Source organism: Citrobacter sp. wls710, from assembly GCF_005281115.1.
In the GTDB taxonomy this organism is placed as follows: Bacteria; Pseudomonadota; Gammaproteobacteria; order Enterobacterales; family Enterobacteriaceae; genus Citrobacter; species Citrobacter werkmanii.
Map to the genome: position 1 here is coordinate 1 of NZ_SZXD01000035.1, position 19,976 is coordinate 19,976.

At 50.2% G+C, this 19,976-nt stretch carries 17 protein-coding genes; 10 read left to right on the plus strand and 7 right to left on the minus strand.

Annotated features, from left to right (window positions below):
• Positions 1-410 (plus strand): nucleoside transporter C-terminal domain-containing protein (locus FDX14_RS16635; protein ID WP_286364582.1); only part of this gene is annotated, 410 nt, incomplete at its 5' end.
• Positions 411-453: 43 nt separating this feature from the next.
• Here FDX14_RS16635 and FDX14_RS16640 read toward each other — a convergent pair.
• From FDX14_RS16640 to FDX14_RS16650, 3 genes are all read right to left on the minus strand, one after another.
• Complete coding sequence (locus FDX14_RS16640; RefSeq protein ID WP_061382074.1) at positions 454-1,542, minus strand: sugar kinase; 1,089 nt, start codon at positions 1,540-1,542, stop codon at positions 454-456.
• Between the two features lie 2 nt (positions 1,543-1,544).
• Positions 1,545-2,402, minus strand: a complete 858-nt coding sequence (gene nfo / locus FDX14_RS16645) for a deoxyribonuclease IV (RefSeq protein WP_042307296.1) — start codon at positions 2,400-2,402, stop codon at positions 1,545-1,547.
• 65 nt (positions 2,403-2,467) lie between these two features.
• The gene (locus FDX14_RS16650; protein ID WP_042307297.1) at positions 2,468-3,517 is read right to left on the minus strand and encodes a YeiH family protein; all 1,050 of its coding nucleotides are present in this window, start codon (positions 3,515-3,517) and stop codon (positions 2,468-2,470) included.
• A 244-nt stretch (positions 3,518-3,761) separates the two neighbouring features.
• Here FDX14_RS16650 and yieE point away from each other — a divergent pair, with 244 nt between their 5' ends.
• Both yieE and lysP read left to right on the plus strand, forming a co-directional pair.
• Positions 3,762-4,643 carry a DNA-binding transcriptional regulator YeiE gene (yieE, locus tag FDX14_RS16655; protein ID WP_079223428.1) on the plus strand — a complete coding sequence of 294 codons (882 nt, stop codon included), beginning with the start codon at positions 3,762-3,764 and terminating at the stop codon, positions 4,641-4,643.
• A gap of 195 nt (positions 4,644-4,838) precedes the next feature.
• Positions 4,839-6,308, plus strand: a complete 1,470-nt coding sequence (gene lysP / locus FDX14_RS16660; RefSeq protein WP_137349893.1) for a lysine-specific permease — start codon at positions 4,839-4,841, stop codon at positions 6,306-6,308.
• A 72-nt stretch (positions 6,309-6,380) separates the two neighbouring features.
• On the opposite strand, the gene FDX14_RS16665 is transcribed toward lysP, so the two are convergent.
• From FDX14_RS16665 to serB, 3 genes are all read right to left on the minus strand, one after another.
• Complete coding sequence (locus tag FDX14_RS16665; protein ID WP_079223430.1) at positions 6,381-8,366, minus strand: ligand-gated channel protein; 1,986 nt, start codon at positions 8,364-8,366, stop codon at positions 6,381-6,383.
• 340 nt (positions 8,367-8,706) lie between these two features.
• Positions 8,707-10,029 (minus strand): MFS transporter, encoded by a 1,323-nt coding sequence (locus FDX14_RS16670; RefSeq protein ID WP_137349894.1) that lies wholly within the window; start codon positions 10,027-10,029, stop codon positions 8,707-8,709.
• A 30-nt stretch (positions 10,030-10,059) separates the two neighbouring features.
• Positions 10,060-10,947 carry a phosphoserine phosphatase SerB gene (serB, locus tag FDX14_RS16675; protein WP_137349895.1) on the minus strand — a complete coding sequence of 296 codons (888 nt, stop codon included), beginning with the start codon at positions 10,945-10,947 and terminating at the stop codon, positions 10,060-10,062.
• A gap of 215 nt (positions 10,948-11,162) precedes the next feature.
• Between serB and FDX14_RS16680 the strand changes: the two genes are divergently transcribed.
• Both FDX14_RS16680 and FDX14_RS16685 read left to right on the plus strand, forming a co-directional pair.
• Entirely contained in the window at positions 11,163-12,545 is a 1,383-nt protein-coding gene (locus tag FDX14_RS16680) for an L-serine ammonia-lyase (protein ID WP_137349896.1), read from the plus strand.
• Positions 12,523-12,912 (plus strand): helix-turn-helix domain-containing protein, encoded by a 390-nt coding sequence (locus FDX14_RS16685; RefSeq protein ID WP_061382069.1) that lies wholly within the window; start codon positions 12,523-12,525, stop codon positions 12,910-12,912. The genes FDX14_RS16680 and FDX14_RS16685 overlap by 23 nt, the downstream gene beginning before the upstream one ends.
• On the opposite strand, the gene fghA is transcribed toward FDX14_RS16685, so the two are convergent.
• A complete protein-coding gene (gene fghA / locus FDX14_RS16690) occupies positions 12,913-13,749 on the minus strand; it encodes an S-formylglutathione hydrolase (protein WP_042307313.1) in 837 nt (278 codons plus the stop codon).
• 322 nt (positions 13,750-14,071) lie between these two features.
• On the opposite strand from fghA, the gene folE reads away from it, so the two are divergent.
• The 5 genes from folE (at position 14,072) to mglA (ending at position 19,964) form a co-directional block, all read left to right on the plus strand.
• Positions 14,072-14,740, plus strand: a complete 669-nt coding sequence (folE, locus tag FDX14_RS16695; RefSeq protein WP_003027410.1) for a GTP cyclohydrolase I FolE — start codon at positions 14,072-14,074, stop codon at positions 14,738-14,740.
• 14 nt (positions 14,741-14,754) lie between these two features.
• Positions 14,755-15,912, plus strand: a complete 1,158-nt coding sequence (gene yeiB / locus FDX14_RS16700) for a DUF418 domain-containing protein YeiB (protein WP_137349897.1) — start codon at positions 14,755-14,757, stop codon at positions 15,910-15,912.
• Positions 15,913-16,056: 144 nt separating this feature from the next.
• On the plus strand, positions 16,057-17,082 hold the full coding sequence (gene galS / locus FDX14_RS16705) for an HTH-type transcriptional regulator GalS (RefSeq protein ID WP_038641992.1): 1,026 nt from the start codon (positions 16,057-16,059) through the stop codon (positions 17,080-17,082).
• A gap of 292 nt (positions 17,083-17,374) precedes the next feature.
• Positions 17,375-18,373, plus strand: a complete 999-nt coding sequence (gene mglB, locus FDX14_RS16710) for a galactose/glucose ABC transporter substrate-binding protein MglB (RefSeq protein ID WP_006683804.1) — start codon at positions 17,375-17,377, stop codon at positions 18,371-18,373.
• A 70-nt stretch (positions 18,374-18,443) separates the two neighbouring features.
• On the plus strand, positions 18,444-19,964 hold the full coding sequence (gene mglA / locus FDX14_RS16715) for a galactose/methyl galactoside ABC transporter ATP-binding protein MglA (RefSeq protein WP_005129207.1): 1,521 nt from the start codon (positions 18,444-18,446) through the stop codon (positions 19,962-19,964).
• The last annotated feature ends 12 nt before the right edge of the window (positions 19,965-19,976 follow it).

Below are 19,976 nucleotides of genomic sequence, written 5' to 3' on the forward strand. Positions count from 1 at the left end.
GCGGAATTGGTGGTTGGTTTGGTTTTGGTCACGCCACCCTGGAAGGAATCTTCGGCTGGCTACTTGCACCGCTGGCTTGGATTATGGGCGTGGACTGGAGCGATGCGACGCTGGCAGGTAGCCTGATTGGTCAGAAGCTGGCAATCAACGAGTTTGTCGCGTATCTCAACTTCTCGCCGTATCTGCAAACCGGCGGGACACTGGATGTGAAGACCATTGCGATTATTTCGTTTGCGCTGTGCGGGTTCGCTAACTTTGGTTCGATTGGTGTTGTTGTCGGCGCATTTTCGGCGATAGCGCCACAGCGAGCTCCGGAAATCGCGCAGCTTGGAATGCGCGCGCTGGCAGCAGCAACGTTGTCAAACCTGATGAGCGCCACCATAGCGGGTTTCTTTATCGGTATAGCATAGTGAGAGCAATGCCGGATAAGCGTGGCGCTATCCGGCATTACATTTAAGCTGTTTGCAGCAAATATAAGGCGTTATCTGCCGAGAGGGTTGGGTTGTTGATGCTGACGCTGGCTCGCGATAATGCCGCGCAGGCCATGGCAAAGTGAGCGCTTTCACGAAACTCGCTACCTTCCAGAAAGCTGTACAGCAATCCCGCCATAAAAGCGTCATCGGCGCCAAAACTGTCTACGATCGTATGATCGGGAGGTGTCAGTAAAAACTGTTCTCCGTCCTTTTCGCTGCAAAAAACGGAATCATCTTCCAGGCAGACAAAGATCCGTTTTACACCTTGCTGATGCAGACTATTGACGGCCAGTATGCGATCGGCATCTGAATGGATAGGTTGGCCCCACAAAATCGCCAGCTCTTTCTGCGTTGGTTTAAGCGTATGAATACGCTTAAACCATGTCTTCATTTTTGCCGCTTTGAACTCTGAAACGGTGTCAATGAATACGGGAATATCATCAGCAATAGTAAAGACCCACTCAATGGCTTCGGCGGTCAGATTGCAATCTGCCAGTACGACACCGGAATGGCGGATCAAATCTCGCGACCCGTTCAGCAACTGTGGCGTTAATTGCTGCAGGATATGGGTATCGTTAATTGCCAGTACGGTTTCTTCCTGCTGATTAGCGATCGACAGGTAGGTTGAGGTGTTATGCCCATGCAGGCGTATGCAACTTGCAACGTTTACACCGGCCTGACGCGTTTGTTCCAGCAATGTTTCCCCATAGAAATCACTGCCAACAGCGGAAATTAAGTGAACGTCACGGCCCAGCAGCGCCAGGTTGTGGGCGATGTTGCGTCCTACGCCGCCTGCCGAGCAGTGAATGCTGCCAGGATTAGAAGCAGCCTGAGGATAGTGGATGTCTGCAACACCACGAATATCCATGTTGATAGCCCCGACAACCACGCAATAATCCTGTTCGGTAAGGATATAACCTTTACCTTTGATCATGCCTTTACGCATCAAATCCATAATATGCGCAGCGACGCGTGAACGGCTTATCTGCAGAATATCGGCGATTTCATTCTGCTGAATCAACGGATTGCGACGCAGGATCTTAAGGATCTGCTTTTCCCTGTCGTTCATAATTACGCCACCGCTTGTTCTGTTTGCTGGGCTTTCAGCCAGGCAATCTCTTCTGCCCAGATATCCGGATTAATCGTTTCCAGCACCAGCGGAATACCGTCAAAACGACTATCCTGCATGATCCAACGGAAAGCGTCGTGGCCAATATTCCCTTCACCTAAGCTATGGTGACGGTCAACGCGACTGCCAAACGTGCTCTTGGCGTCGTTCAGGTGCATTCCGCGTAGATAGTTGAAACCGACAATACGTTCAAATTCCGCAAACGTCTTTTCGCATTCCTCGACGGAACGCAAATCGTAACCGGCAGCGAAAGCATGGCAGGTATCAATACAGACGCCAACACGGGATTTATCTTCAACACCATCAATAATGGCGGCAAGGTGCTCAAACTTAAATCCGAGATTGCTGCCCTGTCCGGCGGTATTTTCGATAACTGCCGTAACCCCCTGGGTCTGAGCGAGGGCGATGTTGATAGATTCAGCAATACGCGCCAGACATTCATCTTCCGGGATCTGCATCAAATGGCTGCCCGGATGAAAGTTGAGCAGCGATAAACCGAGCAGCTCACAACGCTGCATTTCATCGATAAACGCATCGCGTGACTTTTCCAGTGCCTCGCTGACTGGGTGACCGAGGTTAATCAGATAGCTGTCGTGAGGCAGGATCTGGGCGGAAGTATAGTGATACTTCTCGCAAGCAGACTTGAAATCATCAATGATTTCAGTGGTCAGCGGCGCGGCGCGCCACTGACGCTGATTTTTGGTGAACAGGGCGAATGCGGTAGCTTCAATTTCTGCGGCCCGAATAGCGGCGTTAGCCAGACCGCCAGCGGCGCTTACGTGCGCTCCAATATATTTCATAAATTAAACCCGCCATACTCAAAAGGGGAGAGTATAGCGGGTTAAGGGAAGTGAGTCGTGATCGTTTATGCCATCAGCGCGTGGATAGCGACGTTAATCGCACCACCACCCACAATCAACCAGACAAACAGCAGTAGCGCCATTAGTAACGGTTTGGCACCGGCTTTTTTCAGGGCGCTCACGTGAGTGGTTAGCCCCAGTGCGGCCATTGCCATAGCCAGCAGCACGGTATCCAGCGTCACCAGCATACTCACTACCGACTGCGGCAGCAGGTGGAAAGAGTTAAAAATCGCCACCACAATGAACAGGATGGCAAACCATGGAATAGTGATTTTGCTCTTCTCACCACCTGTTGCCGGAGACAGTTGTTTTACTCGTGCGGCCAACAGGATGAGGAACGGCGCCAGCATCATGACGCGCAGCATTTTGGCAATCACCGCGGCGTTTTCAGCATCCGGGTTAATGGCGTGTCCGGCGGCAACAACCTGCGCAACCTCATGCATGGTGGAGCCAATGTAAATGCCGTAGGTTTCTGGACTAAACCAGTGCGCCAACAGCGGATACATCGCCGGATACAGGAAGATAGCGATAGTACCGAAGATGACCACGGTGGCGACGGCAACCGTCACTTTACTGGCTTCCGCTTTCACCACTGGTTCAGTTGCCAGCACGGCGGCGGCACCACAAATGCTGCTCCCCGCGCCAATCAGCCAACTGGTGTGTCGGTCCAGACCAAACACTTTCTGCCCCAGGAAGCAGGCAATCATAAAGGTGCTGCTGAGCGTTAACACATCAATTACGATACCGCTGACGCCGACGTCAGCAATTTGCGCGAAGGTAAGGCGGAAACCGTAGAGGATTATCCCCAGGCGTAATAAATGTTGTTTGGCAAACAGGACGCCGCCATCGCAGCTTTTCCAGATTTGTGGATATACGGTGTTGCCGATAACCATCCCAAACAAGATGGCTAAGGTGAGGGCGCTGAACCCGGCGCCAGCGACGGCGGGAATGGATCCCCCCCACAAGGCGACCCCAGTGATAACTGCACTCAGGGCAAGCCCCGGAATAAAATGCCACGCTGTACGACGATGAGTCTGTAAGGTGAGTTCTGTCATATCCTTCTCCTTTATCTGGGTAAAAGAGTACGGCGATGTGGTTTAAAAATAAAATTGATTATATATTTATAATTAATCTATATAAGTGGTATACCCGTCATACTTCAAGTTGCATGCGCGTTGGCTGCGCTCGTTCACCCCAGTCACGTACTTAAGTACGCTCCCGGGGATGCTCTCTCTTGCCGCCTTCCTGCAACTCGAATTATTTAGGGTATAAGTAACGGATATCCGGTGGAAAACGACTATGCATATCACCCTGCGACAACTTGAAGTGTTTGCTGAGGTACTGAAAAGCGGCTCGACAACCCAGGCATCTGTCATGCTGGCACTGTCGCAGTCGGCGGTGAGTGCGGCGCTTACCGATCTGGAAGGGCAGCTTGGCGTACAGCTGTTTGATCGCGTTGGCAAGCGGTTGGTGGTCAATGAGCACGGGCGCTTACTCTACCCGCGCGCGTTGGCGTTACTTGAGCAAACGATAGAAATCGAACAGCTTTTTCGTGAGGATAATGGCGCGATTCGCGTCTATGCCAGCAGCACCATTGGCAACTATATTTTGCCCGCCATGATCGCCCGTTATCGCCATGATTTCCCGGATTTACCCCTGGAGCTGAGCGTGGGTAACAGCCAGGATGTGATCAACGCAGTCCTGGATTTTCGCGTAGATATTGGGTTGATCGAAGGGCCGTGCCACAGCACAGAAATTATCTCTGAACCATGGCTGGAGGACGAACTGGTGGTGTTTGCCGCCCCGTCTTCGCCGCTAACAAAAGGCCCCGTGACGCTGGATCAACTGGCTGCTTCGCCGTGGATCTTACGTGAGCGAGGTTCCGGTACGCGTGAACTGGTAGATTACCTGTTGCTATCGCATCTGCCGAGATTCCAGATGGCGATGGAGTTGGGTAACTCCGAGGCCATTAAGCATGCGGTGCGCCATGGACTCGGTATCAGCTGTTTGTCGCGTCGAGTCATTGCAGAACAGTTACAGGCGGGCACGCTGAGTGAAGTTCCCGTGCCGCTGCCGCGTTTAGTTCGCACGCTCTGGCGCGTTCATCATCGACAAAAACATCTCTCTAACGCCATTACGCGCTTTTTACATTACAGCGACCAGGTTGCGCAGGGCGAATAACGCCCTCACTGGCGTAATATCACCTCTATGCATAATGGCGGTTTCGTCTTCAACGCCATGCTCCGCCCATTTTCTGCTTTACTTATAATCCGCGGCCAGTCATGAAGGTCTCTTATAACAGCGCATTTGTGCCGGAAGAAAGCCGTTTCGTCTGCTACAATCGCGCCTCATTTTTTGGATGGATAGCATTTTCACATGGTTTCCGAAACTAAAACCACAGAAGCGCCCACGCTACGTCGTGAACTGAAGGCGCGTCACCTGACGATGATTGCCATCGGAGGCTCCATCGGTACAGGTCTTTTCGTTGCATCTGGTGCAACTATTTCTGCGGCGGGTCCTGGCGGCGCGTTGTTCTCGTATATTCTGATTGGTCTGATGGTGTATTTTCTGATGACCAGCCTCGGTGAACTGGCAGCCTATATGCCGGTTTCCGGTTCGTTCTCTACCTACGGTCAGAACTATGTAGAAGAAGGCTTCGGCTTCGCGCTGGGCTGGAACTACTGGTACAACTGGGCGGTGACAATTGCCGTTGACCTGGTGGCCGCGCAACTGGTAATGAGCTGGTGGTTCCCGGACACGCCAGGCTGGATCTGGAGTGCACTGTTTCTCGGCGTTATCTTCCTGCTGAACTACATTTCCGTGCGCGGGTTTGGCGAAGCGGAGTACTGGTTCTCACTGATCAAAGTGACCACCGTGATTATCTTCATCGTGGTTGGCGTGATGATGATTGTCGGTATCTTCAAAGGTGCTCAGCCGGTGGGCTGGAGCAACTGGACGACCGGTGATGCGCCGTTTGCCGGTGGTTTTGCCGCGATGATTGGCGTGGCGATGATTGTCGGCTTCTCTTTCCAGGGAACTGAGCTTATCGGTATCGCGGCAGGGGAATCGGAAGATCCTGAGAAGAATATTCCACGCGCGGTGCGTCAGGTGTTCTGGCGAATCCTGCTGTTCTATGTGTTCGCGATTTTGATTATCAGCCTGATCATTCCGTACACCGATCCAAGCCTGCTGCGTAACGATGTGAAAGACATTAGCGTTAGCCCGTTCACGCTGGTATTCCAGCACGCGGGTCTGCTGTCTGCGGCGGCGGTAATGAACGCGGTTATCCTGACGGCGGTACTGTCTGCGGGTAACTCCGGGATGTATGCTTCTACGCGTATGCTTTACACCCTGGCCTGTGACGGTAAAGCGCCGCGTATTTTCGCCAAACTGTCTCGAGGTGGTGTGCCGCGTAATGCACTGTATGCAACTACGGTGGTGGCGGGGCTGTGCTTCCTGACCTCAATGTTTGGTAACCAGACCGTATACCTGTGGCTGCTGAATACTTCCGGGATGACGGGCTTTATCGCCTGGTTAGGGATTGCTATCAGCCATTATCGTTTCCGTCGTGGTTATGTGCTGCAAGGGCACGATGTGAAGGATCTGCCGTATCGTTCTGGTTTCTTCCCGCTGGGGCCGATCTTTGCCTTCGTGCTGTGCCTGATCATCACTCTGGGTCAGAACTACGAAGCGTTCCTGAAGGACAGCATTGACTGGGGGGGTGTGATGGCAACCTATATCGGTATCCCACTGTTCATGATTATCTGGTTTGGTTACAAGCTGACGAAAGGTACTCATTTCGTTCGCTACAGCGAAATGAAATTCCCGGGTCGCGTGAAGAAATAATTCTTACCAGCTACGGCAGAAAAAACAAAACCCCGGCATGATGAGTGCCGGGGTTTTTTTATTGCGCCAGACTTAGAAGCTGTAAGTCATGCCAACCGTGTAACGACGACCATCGAGAACGGTGTCGTAGGTATCATAATCGATTTGCTTATCCAGCACGTTGTATACGCCAGCGGTCATCAACAGATCCCTGGTAGCATAGTAACGTAAACCGACATCGACCTGCGTATAGGATGGCGTTCCCTGTGCCATAGAGGTACGGCTCAGGTACTCAGACGTTTTCCCGCGCAGATTCAGACGGCTCCAGAAACCAAGATCCTGCGTGGCCTGCCAGTCCAGGGTGGTGTTAAACATATGCTTTGGCATTTTGTTTAATGGCTGGCCGGAGAACTGTCCGCTCTTTTGCTCAGATTCCGTGTAGGTGTAGTTCGCCGTCCAGTTGACGTCGGAGGTGATTTTCCAACCGAAGGTGGATTCTACGCCGCGCATATTGGCTTTATCGACGTTCACGCGATCGCTGACGAAATCATAATGGATGCCACCGATGGTGCAGGCCGGGTCAGAACTGCTGTTACAGCGGCGTACTTCGGTAATTTTGTTTTTGAAGTCGGTATTGAACAGGGTCACGCCCGCGTTGAGATCGTTGCCGTTATCCCACAGTAAACCGATCTCTTCGCTCAGGCTTTTCTCTGGCTTCAGATCCGGGTTGCCAACAATGATCCCGTTCAGACGGCCGCCGCCGGTGACCTGTCCCCAACTGGCAGAAGACTGACGCAGATCCGGAGCGCGATAGCCCGCAGATACGCCACCTTTCAACGTCCACTGATCGCTCAGATGCCAGACACCGTAACCGCGCGGTGTCCAGTTGTCACCGTAGTTTTCATCTTTATCCATACGCAGACCGCCGGTCAGCGCGAAGGTATCGGTAATAGCCCATTCGTCTTCAGCAAACAGCGCCCAGCTCCAGCGGGTCAGTTTGTTCAGTCCATCAGCAGCTTGCAACTGGTTGCCATTATCGCGCAGTTTCTCATAACGGTACTGTCCACCCACTGTCAGGGTGTGCGCCCCGAGGAAAATCTGGTTCTGATTGTTAAAGATGGTGTTGTAGGACTTCATCTGGCGACCAGGGTTGTCGGTCTCTTCCTGCTGGACATAGCTGGTGGAGTTGAAGTCGTCGTAATAGCCGCTATGGGTGAGTGAATATGTGGTGTGCACATACTTGCTTTCGCTTTTACTGTTGGGCTTACAGCTTCCGTTGCGGCAGTTTTCTTGTGCCTTGGATTTGCCCGGCGTACTGTCACGATCCTGCAGTTCACGTGCGTAATCGAAGTCGATGTCGTTTTTATCATCCGGCGTGAAGTTCAGGGTTAAACCCCCGTTACGCATACGCTGTTCGTTGTAGCCATTGAGGATTTCATCTTCGGCACGATGAGAGAATAATCCGGTCACCTTCGCGCCGAGTAACCCGTCAATCAGCGGCCCGGACGCATAGGCATTGGTCTGGTAAATATCACCGGAATCTCTGTCTTCCTGGAAAGTGGCATCGCCGTGTAAGGATCCGGTCCAGGCTTTGGTATTCGACACTTTTTTGGTGATGACGTTGATAACGCCACCCATCGCATCGGAGCCGTAAAGCGATGACATTGGGCCACGGATGACTTCGATGCGTTCAATGGATTCCAGCGGCGGCAACCAGCCTTGTTCAATACCTGAGTTATCGCTGTTAGGTCGCGTGCCGCGTGTGCTGATGCGTTTACCATTGACCAGGAACAGCGTGTATTGCGAAGCCATACCGCGAATACTGATATCGCTGCTGCTACCGCCACCGGTGACAACGACGCCAGGGACATCTTTTAGCGCATCGGTGACATCGCGATAGGCTTTATCTTCAATCTGCTGCTTGGTAATAACAGATATCGACGCGGGGGCGTCCTGAATTTTCTGCTCGAAGCCGGTAGCGGTGACGACGACGGTGTCCTGTTCAGCGGCATGGCCGAGTGATGGGAGACTGGCGACGCAAACTGCGGCAGCTACAGCCTTAACGTGAGGTATAGTCATTTGTATCATTCCATTTAAATGAATCAAACTGCGCGTCATGTGAAAGGCCATGACAATTGTATGTATTTGTCTTTTAAGGACTCTTTTCAGTAAAGAAGCGGTGGGATTGTACAAAAGTGAGAATTTTTGTAAACACAAATGATAATAGAAATCATTTGTGTTTGATGTTTGTTGGGTTGGAATTGTTTTTAAATCAATAAGATAGGTTAAAAAGAAAAATGGAGAAAAAGTGAAGAAAGCGAGAAGAATGAAGAGGGGAAATGTTTTTGATGCTTAAGAATGGCTTACGTTTTTGACTTAAGGACAGCGGCTATAACCCCGCTGTCCTGTTATGGCTGGCTTATAGCCGATGGAATTTGGCGAGTAAGGCCAGTGACAGGGTGGTTAACAGGATGGCGATCACGGCATACAGATAAACACCAGACCACTCCCAGTTGTTCTTCACTAATATCACCGGTACGCCTGCTAATGCCGCGCCGACATAGCTAAATAATCCCCGGAAGCCGGTTATCGATCCCGCTGCGTCTTTATGAGTAACATCCAGACAACCTACGGCAAAAAGCATATGCGGGCCGTACAGGGCGAACCCCATGATGGTGAAAAGTATGGCCGTAATGGTATATGAAGTATCCTGTACCACTGGGATTAAGATAATACACACGCACAGCATTAAGGCGAATATTAGTCCTGTCATCCAGCGATTACTTTTAAACATAAAGTCCGATAAGTAACCCGCCAGTAGTCCTCCGGCAAGTCCGCCTGCTTCAAACCACGAGATAATAGAGTTGGCCTTAATCAGGCTCCAGCCATGTACCTGCGAATAGTAAATTTGCGGCCAGTCGTTAAGAATGGTGCGGGCAATATAAACAGACATATCGCCAATGATAATAATCCACACCAGCGGGTTAATCAGGATATATTTAACGAAAATCTGCCAAAAGGAGAGGTTGACCGGACTGGCCTTAACCTGGGCAAGTTCTGTCGGATCCTTGCGCCATTCGCCAACGTTAGGCAAACCTAAGGTCCCGGGACGGTCTTTAATCGTAAAGAGCGCAATGATCCCCATCAGCAGGGAGATCGCGCCCGGTACATAAAAACCCATTTTCCAACTGCCACTACAGACAATCGCAAAACTGGTCAACAGTGGGGCGAGACTGCCGCCGATATTATGCGCAGCTTCGACGACCGCCCACCAACGCCCTCGTTCATTTTTGGAAAACCAGGATGCCATGATCTTTGCCATTGGCGGAAAACTGGTGCCCTGGAGAATGGCGTTGAGGCTGTACAATACATAAAACGCGGCAACGCTGTCGGAAAAACCAAACAGAATATTGACGATCCCAACGCCAATGAGCACCGGGCCGGTCATGGCTTTCGGATTGATTTTATCAACCAGCATGCCGCCAACAAACTTCATTGACCCATACAGGATGTAAAACAGTGAAGACATGATGGCAAAATCTTCTGCGGTCAGAGGGGTATCAGACAACATTGCCGGCATGGCCGCTGAGAAGTTTTTACGCGTTAAATAAAAGACAGCGTAAGAGATAAAAACCGAGGTAATGATCTCTATCCTGAATTTTTTGTAAGTATGGTCAATCTCTTGTTTTTCTTTTACAACCGGCTTATCAGCCTGGCTGAATATAAACGATTTCAAGCTCATATGAGTTTCCCTTCAGGCAGTGCTCGTGGGTTATAATCCATCTTCGATGAAGAACAAAAGCGACTCGAATCCGTGAAAATTAATTTGATTTGTTATTAACTCTCTGACCGCCGGTTTAGCTTTCCAGGCAATACCCGTGCCTGCATATGTCAGCATGGGAATATCGTTAGCGCCATCACCGCAGGCGATAATATTATGCTGCGGTATCTGCAACGTTTCGGCGAGTCGCTCCAATGTTTTCTGTTTATTATCTGCATTCATGATGGGCGCAGCGATATTATCTGTCAGTTTACCGTCCCTGATTTCAACGGTATTAGAAAAAACATAATCCAGTTGATATTTTTCCTGTAATCTGCGAGTAAAAATGTCTAAACCACCAGAAATAATCGCCGTTTTAAATCCTTTCTGTTTGAGAATTGGCAAAATAGTGGTAATGCCGGGAGAAGCGGTCATTTGATCGCATACGGCATTAATCACATCGATATGGGTTCCTTTTAACATCCCGATGCGCCGGGTAAAGCTGCTATTGAAATCCAGCTTTCCTTCCATCGCCTGCTTAGTCAGTTCTGCTATCTGTGCTGAGATGCCCAGCACATGCGAAATTTCATCGACACCTTCTTCTTCGATAAATGTCGAGTCCATGTCGAATGCAATAATTCCTTTTGCTGGAATGATTTGTGGTTTAATGAAAAAATCAAACCGCTGAGTGTATGACGTGATCCGCAGTTTTTTATGTATTTCATTTGTGAATGATTCATCTGGCATTGATAATTTAAAATATGATTTATTGATGTGTGTTATATGTAATTGTTCCAGTGTGCACTGATTTTGTTTTGTGTCGCGATTTATAAACGTTTCATGTAACCATACCTGCAGTTTTTCAGGTTCTTTTGCGCTAATAAAATAAATAATTGCCATAAAATCACTCCTGTAAGCTGGAGTTATTGTAAGAGATGGTCGCGACGAGTGAATCCTGCTTTATCACAGATGTGAATGTTAAAAAAAAGATAAAATAGTATTGTTTTTTATACCAGCAAATATACAAAATCTGAAAAGTATCGTTTTTGATATATCACTCACGGTCTGTTTCTACTGGCGGCATATTCTATTGTGACCAACAGGATGAGGCTAAAATGGAAAGTTGTGTTGATATTTTTAAAGTCGCTATTGGACCTTCGAGTTCAAGAACGGTAGGGCCAATGCGTGCTGCGTTTAACTTTATTTCTCAATTAAAGCAGCAGGAGATTTTGCCGCTGACGCGAAAAATTGAGGTTGAGCTATATGGTGCGCTCTCGTTAAGTCGCAAGTGCCATAACGTTGATATAGCGCTTTACCTGGGCTTGTTGGGTAACCAGCCGGATGATGTTGATTTACGTCAGCAAATGGAGGCCATTAAACGTGCTGAACAAAACGGTATTTTGCTGCTCTCTCCTTCAGTTGCCGTGACGGTGACGATTCTGGCTAATCAGCAACCGCATGCCGGTCATCCCTATGCGATGACGTTTCGCGCCCGGGATGATTATTTTACGTTGTATGAAGAAACATGGTTTTCAACCGGCGCCGGACAGGTTCGTAAACCCGGCGCGTCGACGCCCGAGACAGCGGCGCAAGAAAACGTATCTCCTTTTGCTTTTCAGCATGCGGCGCAGCTGCAGGATCTGTGTCAGCGCAATGGTTTATCCGTTGCGGCATTAATGATGAAAAATGAGTTACAGGTGCATTCCCAGGCGGCGTTGCATGACTATTTTTCGCACGTTTGGGCGATTATGCAGCAGGCCGTCCATCGCGGTCTACATACTGAGGGGCTGTTGCCGGGGCCGTATCAGGTACCGCGCAGAGCCTGCGCGCTGCATAAATCACTGGTAATGAGACCCTCTGCTAACGACTTTCTCACCAACCTCAACTGGGTCAATGCCTTCGCGATTGCCGTCAGTGAGGAGAATGCCGCCGGAGGGCGGGTGGTGACCGCGCCGACCAATGGCGCGAGCGGTATCATCCCGGCGGTCCTTAGTTGGTATGATAAGTTTGTCTGTGAACTGGATAATGCGTCGGTTACCCGCTTTTTTCTAACCGCTGGCGCCATCGCGTTACTGTTCAAACAAAATGCATCTATTTTAGGTTCTGAGGTCGGGTGTCAGGGGGAGATCGGCGTGGCAAGTTCGATGGCGGCAGCCGGATTAGCAGAACTGATGGGGGCCTCAGTCGGTCAGGTGCTGAGCGCTGCAGAAATCGCCATGGAACACCATTTAGGTCTGACCTGCGATCCGGTCGGCGGGCAGGTACAAATTCCTTGTGTCGAACGCAACGCGATTTCGTCAGTAAAAGCGATTAACGCCGCAACGATGGCGATAAGCCGCATCAGTGAGCCATGCGTTTCGCTCGATGAGGTGATTGCAGCCATGTATGAAACGGGTAAAGACATGAGCGCGAAATACCGTGAAACGTATCATGGCTGCCTGGGAAAAATTCAGCCCAGAAAAAGGGGAGGGTGGCATGAAATATCACACCATGAATAATGATGAAATCATCTTGTCATTATGCGCGCGTATTCGGGAAACGCGGATTACTCTGGCGCTGACCCAGCAGCAGTTTGCCGACAGCGCTCAGGTGGGGATTGCCACCATTAAACGTATTGAGAAAGGTGGGGGATTGAATCTCGATACGCTTATTTCCCTGCTGCGGGCGCTGAATAAACTGCATCATCTGGATGCAATCTTATTCGAGTCTGAAGTACGGAATTTTAGTGAAGGACATGAGGGAAGTGAGAGTACGTCGCGATTACAGGTACGCCAACAGGCAGCCGATTTAAATCGCAAAGCGTCCGCGCCGCAGTCAGAAGAGATAAGCTACAGCGCGGCAATAGAAAACACTCTGTATTGGTGATCACTTCAGCAAATACTGAGCATGGAAGCGCAGGTGATCCTCAATAAACGACGCAATAAAGTAATAGCTGTGATCGTAACCCGGCTGGATGCGTAACGTCATTGGCCATGCGGTCTGACGTGCCGTTTCGGCCAGTACCGCGGGCTGTAGCTGATCGGCAAGAAACTGATCGCTGTCTCCTTGATCGATAAGCGTCGGAATCGCATCTTCGGGCCTGCTGGCCAACATTAACGCGCAGCTATCCCACTCGGTCCACTGCGATTTATCTTCACCCAGATAAGCGCTAAAAGCCTTCTCGCCCCACGGAACGCGGCAAGGATTAACGATGGGGGCAAAAGCGGAGATGCTGGTGTATTTCCCCGGATTTTTCAGCGCCATAATCAACGCCCCGTGGCCACCCATGGAATGTCCGCTGATGGCGCAACGATCGCTGACGTTAAACTGCGACTGAATCAGGGCCGGAAGCTCATCACGCAGATAGTCATACATGCGAAAATGAGTTGCCCACGGCTGCTGGGTGGCATTGAGGTAAAATCCAGCACCCTGACCCAAATCGTAGCCATCATCGTTGGCAACGTGATCGCCGCGCGGACTGGTATCTGGCATCACCAGCACAATACCCAGCTCAGCCGCGACACGTTGCGCGCCCGCTTTGGTGGTAAAGTTTTCGTCATTGCAGGTCAGGCCCGACAACCAGTACAGCACCGGAGGCGGGGTATTCTCACGAGGTGGGGGAAGAAAGATGCTGAAGGTCATAGCGCAATTTAACGTGGCGGAGTTGTGACGCCAGCGTTGCTGCCAGCCTTCAAAACAGCGGTGCTCTTCAAGCATTTCCATGCGTGGCTCCTTGTTGTGTTGAACCTGAATATGTTTGCGAATTCACCATAATACAGATTATTCATTGCACTGTGAGTAACTTTCACTTCCGCATTGGGCAAACATACTTCATCATCTATATAACTTTACATTAACACTCAACATCGCCGGGCTGAACGCTACGTGAATTTGGTACAGCTGAAAGGCTGTGCCAATTTCAATAATTATCGCGGTGAATACTGGATTATGTGCGCCGCCTCACGCACAATGTTCTGGCTGTGACACAGCCTAAAAACTTTGCCCCATGCAGGGCAGAGGCGCCACACCTGCAGGAGAAAAAGAAATGTCATCACTCAGTAAAGAAGCGGCTTTGGTTCATGAAGCGCTGGTCGCGCGTGGTCTCGAAACACCACTACGCCCGCCCGTGCAGGAGATGGATAACGAAACGCGCAAACGTCTTATCTCAGGCCATATGACCGAGATTATGCAATTGCTCAATCTCGATTTGAGCGATGACAGTTTGATGGAAACTCCGCATCGCATTGCGAAAATGTATGTCGATGAGATTTTCTCCGGTCTCGATTACGCCAACTTCCCGAAAATCACCGTCATTGAAAACAAAATGAAGGTGGACGAGATGGTTACGGTCCGCGATATCACGCTGACCAGCACCTGCGAGCATCACTTTGTCACTATCGATGGTAAAGCGACGGTGGCGTATATCCCGAAAGATTCAGTCATTGGCCTGTCGAAGATCAACCGCATTGTACAGTTCTTCGCGCAGCGTCCGCAGGTGCAGGAGCGTCTGACCCAGCAAATTCTCACCGCGCTGCAAACGCTGCTCGGGACGAATAATGTCGCGGTGTCGATTGATGCGGTGCATTACTGCGTGAAAGCGCGCGGCATTCGTGATGCGACCAGTGCGACCACCACCACTTCTCTGGGCGGATTGTTTAAGTCCAGCCAGAACACGCGTCAGGAATTCCTGCGCGCAGTACGTCATCACAACTGATTAAGGCAGGGGCCATGGAGCGTAATGTCACGCTGGATTTTATTCGTGGCGTCGCCATTCTTGGCATCCTGCTTCTCAATATTAACGCCTTTGGTCTGCCAAAGGCGGCATACCTCAATCCCGCATGGTATGGCAATATCACCTTAACCGACGCCTGGAGCTGGGCGGTGCTTGATCTCTTCGCCCAGGTCAAGTTTCTTACGCTGTTTGCATTGCTGTTTGGGGCAGGGCTGCAAATGCTGCTCCCGCGCGGCAAACGCTGGATCCAGTCGCGGCTAACGCTGCTGGTGCTGTTGGGGTTTATTCACGGGTTACTCTTCTGGGACGGCGATATCCTGTTGGCGTATGGCTTAATTGGTCTGATTTGCTGGCGGTTGATTCGCGATGCCCCTTCGGTAAAAAGCCTGTTTAACACCGGCGTCCTGCTTTATCTGGTGGGGATTGGCGTGCTGCTGCTGCTGGGCGTTATCTCCGGCGGGGAAACCAGTCGGGCCTGGACGCCGGATGCCTCAGCTTTGCTGTATGAAAAATACTGGAAAGTGAATGGCGGTCTGGAAGCGGTCAGCAATCGTGTAGATATGATGTCCAATAGCTTGTTGGCGCTGGGCGCGCAGTACGGCTGGCAACTGGCTGGGATGATGCTGCTTGGCGCAGCATTAATGCGCAGCGGCTGGCTGAAAGGACAGTACAGTTTGCAGCATTATCGACGTACCGGCGTACTGTTGGTCATTGTTGGGATGGCGATTAACCTGCCTGCTATTATCATTCAGTGGCATCTGGACTGGGCCTACCGCTGGTGTGCTTTCCTGTTACAAGCCCCGCGCGAGCTGGGTGCGCCGTTGCAGACTATCGGCTATGCCGCGCTGATGTTTGGCTTCTGGCCGCAGCTGAGCCGGTTAAAGTGGGTGATTGCCATCGCCTGCGTGGGGCGTATGGCATTAACCAACTATCTGTTGCAAACCTTAATTTGCACCACGCTGTTTTATCAATTCGGCTTGTTTATGAAATTTGATCGGCTGGAGCTGCTCTGTTTCGTCATTCCTGTCTGGGCCGTTAATCTTCTTTTCTCCGTCATTTGGCTGCGTTTTTACCGGCAGGGCCCGGTTGAGTGGCTATGGTGTCAATTAACCCTGCGTGCTTCAGGGACATCATTACCACGTACATCCAGATAACGATCTGGATCACATTCATTAACAAAATGGATGTAAGCGCTTTCATTCCTGTGACATCACTCACGCAGTCCGTTTCATTGTGCTGACAAAATACCCAGCCTGGGGTGTCTGTGGCTAACCGCAATCTAAAACAGGGCAGTGAATATGGTAACCATCCGTGATGTGGCACGACAGTCTGGCGTATCTGTAGCGACCGTTTCCCGCGTACTGAACAACAGTGCGCTGGTGAGTCCCGACACGCGTGAAGCGGTGATGAAAGCAGTCACTCAGTTAGGCTATCGACCCAACGCCAATGCGCAGGCGCTGGCGACACAGGTAAGTGACACCATTGGTGTGGTGGTGATGGATGTGTCAGATGCGTTTTTTGGCGCGCTGGTTAAAGCTGTCGATATGGTTGCCCAGCAGCATCAGAAATATGTCCTGATTGGCAATAGCTATCATGAGGCTGAAAAAGAACGTCATGCTATTGAGGTTTTGATTCGCCAACGCTGTAACGCTCTGATTGTTCACTCTAAAGCGCTCAGCGATCGGGAACTGGCAGAGTTTATGGATCAGATCCCTGGCATGGTGCTGATCAATCGCCTTGTTCCGGGTTACGCCCACCGTTGCGTCTGCCTGGATAATATCAGCGGCGCCAAAATGGCGACCCGCATGCTGCTGAATAATGGTCATCAACGCATTGGTTACCTGGCATCAAGCCATCGTATTGAAGATGATGCGATGCGCAAAGAAGGGTGGTTATCGGCCCTGAAAGAACAAGGGATTGATGCGGCGGAAAGCTGGATCGGTACCGGTTCGCCAGATATGCAGGGCGGAGAGTCTGCCATGGTGGAGCTGCTGGGGCGCAACTTGCAACTGACGGCGGTCTTCGCCTACAACGACAACATGGCAGCGGGCGCACTGACCGCGTTAAAAGACAACGGCATCGCCATCCCATTACATCTTTCTATCATTGGCTTTGATGATATTCCCATTGCGCGTTACACCGATCCACAACTGACAACCGTGCGCTATCCCATCGCCTCAATGGCAAAAATGGCGACGGAGCTTGCGCTGCAAGGCGCGGCGGGCACGTTAGATCCTGCGGCGTCGCATTGCTTTATGCCGACGCTGGTGCGTCGTCATTCTGTGGCATTGCGGCAGAATGCGGCACCGATCACTAACTCATAAAGTTGAGCCATGTAACCGCTTTCAATATGTGAGTAAATTCACAGTATATTAACAATGCGATAGCTATGATGACACTGTTTGTTGCGCTGTAACTACTATGTAACGGTGAATAATCACTTTCATCGAGGTATTGGTGCCTTAAACAAAAATTAAAGCCAGTTTTTGGAGCGTTGCCAGGCACGGAAGAATTATTTTTAAAAGTGAGCTTCGGCGATCAGTAACACTTCAGTAACGTTCTGCCTGCCGAGCATTTATCTCAAGTACTACCCTGCATAATAAAACCGGAGATACCATGAATAAGAAGGTGTTGACCCTGTCTGCTGTAATGGCAAGCATGTTATTCGGCGCGGCTGCGCACGCTGCTGATACCCGCATTGGTGTGACGATTTATAAGTACGACGATAACTTTATGTCTGTGGTACGTAAGGCTATTGAAAAAGATGCCAAAGCGGCGCCTGACGTACAATTGCTGATGAATGACTCGCAGAACGACCAGTCCAAACAAAACGACCAGATCGACGTATTGCTGGCAAAAGGCGTTAAAGCACTGGCGATTAACCTGGTTGACCCGGCAGCAGCAGGCACGGTAATTGAAAAAGCACGCGGTCAGAACGTGCCGATCGTGTTCTTCAACAAGGAACCTTCTCGTAAAGCGCTGGACAGCTATGACAAAGCGTATTACGTCGGTACTGACTCTAAAGAGTCTGGCATTATTCAGGGTGATTTGATTGCAAAACACTGGGCTGCTAACCCGAACTGGGATCTGAATAAAGACGGTAAAATTCAGTTTGTTCTGCTGAAAGGCGAACCGGGACACCCGGATGCTGAAGCACGTACCACTTACGTGATCAAAGAGCTGAACGACAAGGGCATTAAAACTGAGCAACTGCAGTTGGATACCGCGATGTGGGATACCGCTCAGGCGAAAGATAAGATGGATGCGTGGATGTCCGGTCCGAACGCTAACAAAATTGAAGTGGTTATCGCCAACAATGATGCGATGGCGATGGGCGCAGTTGAAGCACTGAAAGCGCACAACAAAACCAGCGTACCGGTATTTGGCGTGGATGCGCTGCCTGAAGCGCTGGCCCTGGTGAAATCCGGTGCCATGGCCGGTACCGTGCTGAACGATGCCAACAACCAGGCGAAAGCGACTTTCGATTTGGCGAAAAACCTGGCTGATGGCAAAGGCGCAGCAGACGGCACTAACTGGAAAATTGACAACAAAATTGTTCGCGTTCCGTACGTCGGTGTCGATAAAGATAATCTGGCTGAGTTCACTAATAAATAAATCTCCGTCTGTGGGCGCAATTTCATTGCGCCCTTAATAACGCGCTTTGCAAGGCCAACAAGGTATATTTATGGTCAGCACACATACTCAGTCGTCAGGCGAATACTTGTTGGAAATGACCGGCATCAACAAGTCTTTTCCCGGCGTTAAGGCTCTTGATAATGTTAATTTAAAAGTCCGCCCACATTCGATTCACGCCTTAATGGGCGAGAACGGCGCGGGGAAATCCACATTATTGAAATGTCTTTTCGGTATCTATCAAAAAGATTCCGGTAGTATTTTATTTCAGGGTAAAGAAATAGATTTTCATTCGGCGAAAGAGGCGCTTGAAAATGGTATTTCGATGGTACACCAGGAATTAAACCTGGTATTACAACGTTCCGTGATGGACAACATGTGGTTGGGGCGCTATCCCACTAAAGGTATGTTTGTCGATCAGGAAAAAATGTACCGTGATACCAAAGCGATATTTGATGAGCTGGATATTGATATCGATCCGCGGGCGCGCGTCGGTACATTATCCGTTTCACAAATGCAGATGATCGAAATTGCCAAAGCCTTCTCCTATGATGCCAAAATTGTCATTATGGATGAGCCGACTTCATCGTTAACCGAGAAAGAAGTTAATCATCTGTTCACCATTATTCGTAAGCTGAAAGAGCGTGGATGCGGTATCGTTTATATTTCTCACAAAATGGAAGAAATCTTCCAACTGTGTGATGAAATTACCGTACTGCGCGACGGGCAGTGGATCGCAACCCAGCCGCTGGAAGGGCTGGATATGGACAAGATCATCGCCATGATGGTTGGACGTTCGCTGAACCAACGTTTTCCTGATAAAGAAAACAAACCTGGTGAAGTGATACTGCAAGTGCGTAACCTGACCTCATTGCGTCAGCCGTCGATTCGTGATGTCTCGTTTGATTTGCACAAAGGGGAAATCCTCGGGATCGCTGGCCTGGTAGGCGCAAAACGCACTGATATCGTTGAAACGCTTTTTGGTATTCGTGAGAAATCATCGGGTACGATTACGTTACACGGCAAAAAAATTAATAACCACAGCGCCAATGAAGCCATCAACCATGGCTTTGCACTGGTCACGGAAGAGCGCCGCTCAACAGGTATTTATGCGTATCTGGACATTGGTTTTAACTCGTTAATCTCCAATATCCAAAACTATAAAAATAAAGTCGGCCTGCTGGATAATTCCCGCATGAAGAGCGATACCCAGTGGGTGATTGACTCCATGAGGGTGAAAACGCCGGGCCATCGTACACAAATCGGTTCACTTTCCGGGGGGAATCAGCAAAAGGTGGTTATTGGCCGCTGGCTATTAACACAGCCAGAAATCCTGATGCTGGATGAACCTACCCGTGGTATCGATGTCGGCGCAAAATTTGAAATTTATCAGTTGATTGCCGAACTCGCGAAAAAAGATAAGGGGATTATTATTATTTCCTCTGAAATGCCGGAGCTGCTGGGTATTACCGATCGTATTCTGGTGATGAGCAATGGTCTCGTTGCCGGAATTGTTGACACTAAAACGACAACGCAAAACGAAATCCTCCGTCTTGCGTCTTTGCACCTTTAAGATTAGGGGCTC

Coding starts and splice junctions, on each gene's coding strand:
- fghA (WP_042307313.1), bottom strand. CDS start 13,749: ATGGAAATGCTTGAAGAGCACCGCTGTTTTGAAGGCTGGCAGCAACGC.
- galS (WP_038641992.1), top strand. CDS start 16,057: ATGGTAACCATCCGTGATGTGGCACGACAGTCTGGCGTATCTGTAGCG.
- serB (WP_137349895.1), bottom strand. CDS start 10,947: ATGGCAATTATTTATTTTATTAGCGCAAAAGAACCTGAAAAACTGCAG.
- lysP (WP_137349893.1), top strand. CDS start 4,839: ATGGTTTCCGAAACTAAAACCACAGAAGCGCCCACGCTACGTCGTGAA.
- mglA (WP_005129207.1), top strand. CDS start 18,444: ATGGTCAGCACACATACTCAGTCGTCAGGCGAATACTTGTTGGAAATG.
- FDX14_RS16665 (WP_079223430.1), bottom strand. CDS start 8,366: ATGACTATACCTCACGTTAAGGCTGTAGCTGCCGCAGTTTGCGTCGCC.
- folE (WP_003027410.1), top strand. CDS start 14,072: ATGTCATCACTCAGTAAAGAAGCGGCTTTGGTTCATGAAGCGCTGGTC.
- nfo (WP_042307296.1), bottom strand. CDS start 2,402: ATGAAATATATTGGAGCGCACGTAAGCGCCGCTGGCGGTCTGGCTAAC.
- FDX14_RS16680 (WP_137349896.1), top strand. CDS start 11,163: ATGGAAAGTTGTGTTGATATTTTTAAAGTCGCTATTGGACCTTCGAGT.
- yeiB (WP_137349897.1), top strand. CDS start 14,755: ATGGAGCGTAATGTCACGCTGGATTTTATTCGTGGCGTCGCCATTCTT.
- FDX14_RS16650 (WP_042307297.1), bottom strand. CDS start 3,517: ATGACAGAACTCACCTTACAGACTCATCGTCGTACAGCGTGGCATTTT.
- yieE (WP_079223428.1), top strand. CDS start 3,762: ATGCATATCACCCTGCGACAACTTGAAGTGTTTGCTGAGGTACTGAAA.
- mglB (WP_006683804.1), top strand. CDS start 17,375: ATGAATAAGAAGGTGTTGACCCTGTCTGCTGTAATGGCAAGCATGTTA.
- FDX14_RS16685 (WP_061382069.1), top strand. CDS start 12,523: ATGAAATATCACACCATGAATAATGATGAAATCATCTTGTCATTATGC.
- FDX14_RS16640 (WP_061382074.1), bottom strand. CDS start 1,542: ATGAACGACAGGGAAAAGCAGATCCTTAAGATCCTGCGTCGCAATCCG.
- FDX14_RS16670 (WP_137349894.1), bottom strand. CDS start 10,029: ATGAGCTTGAAATCGTTTATATTCAGCCAGGCTGATAAGCCGGTTGTA.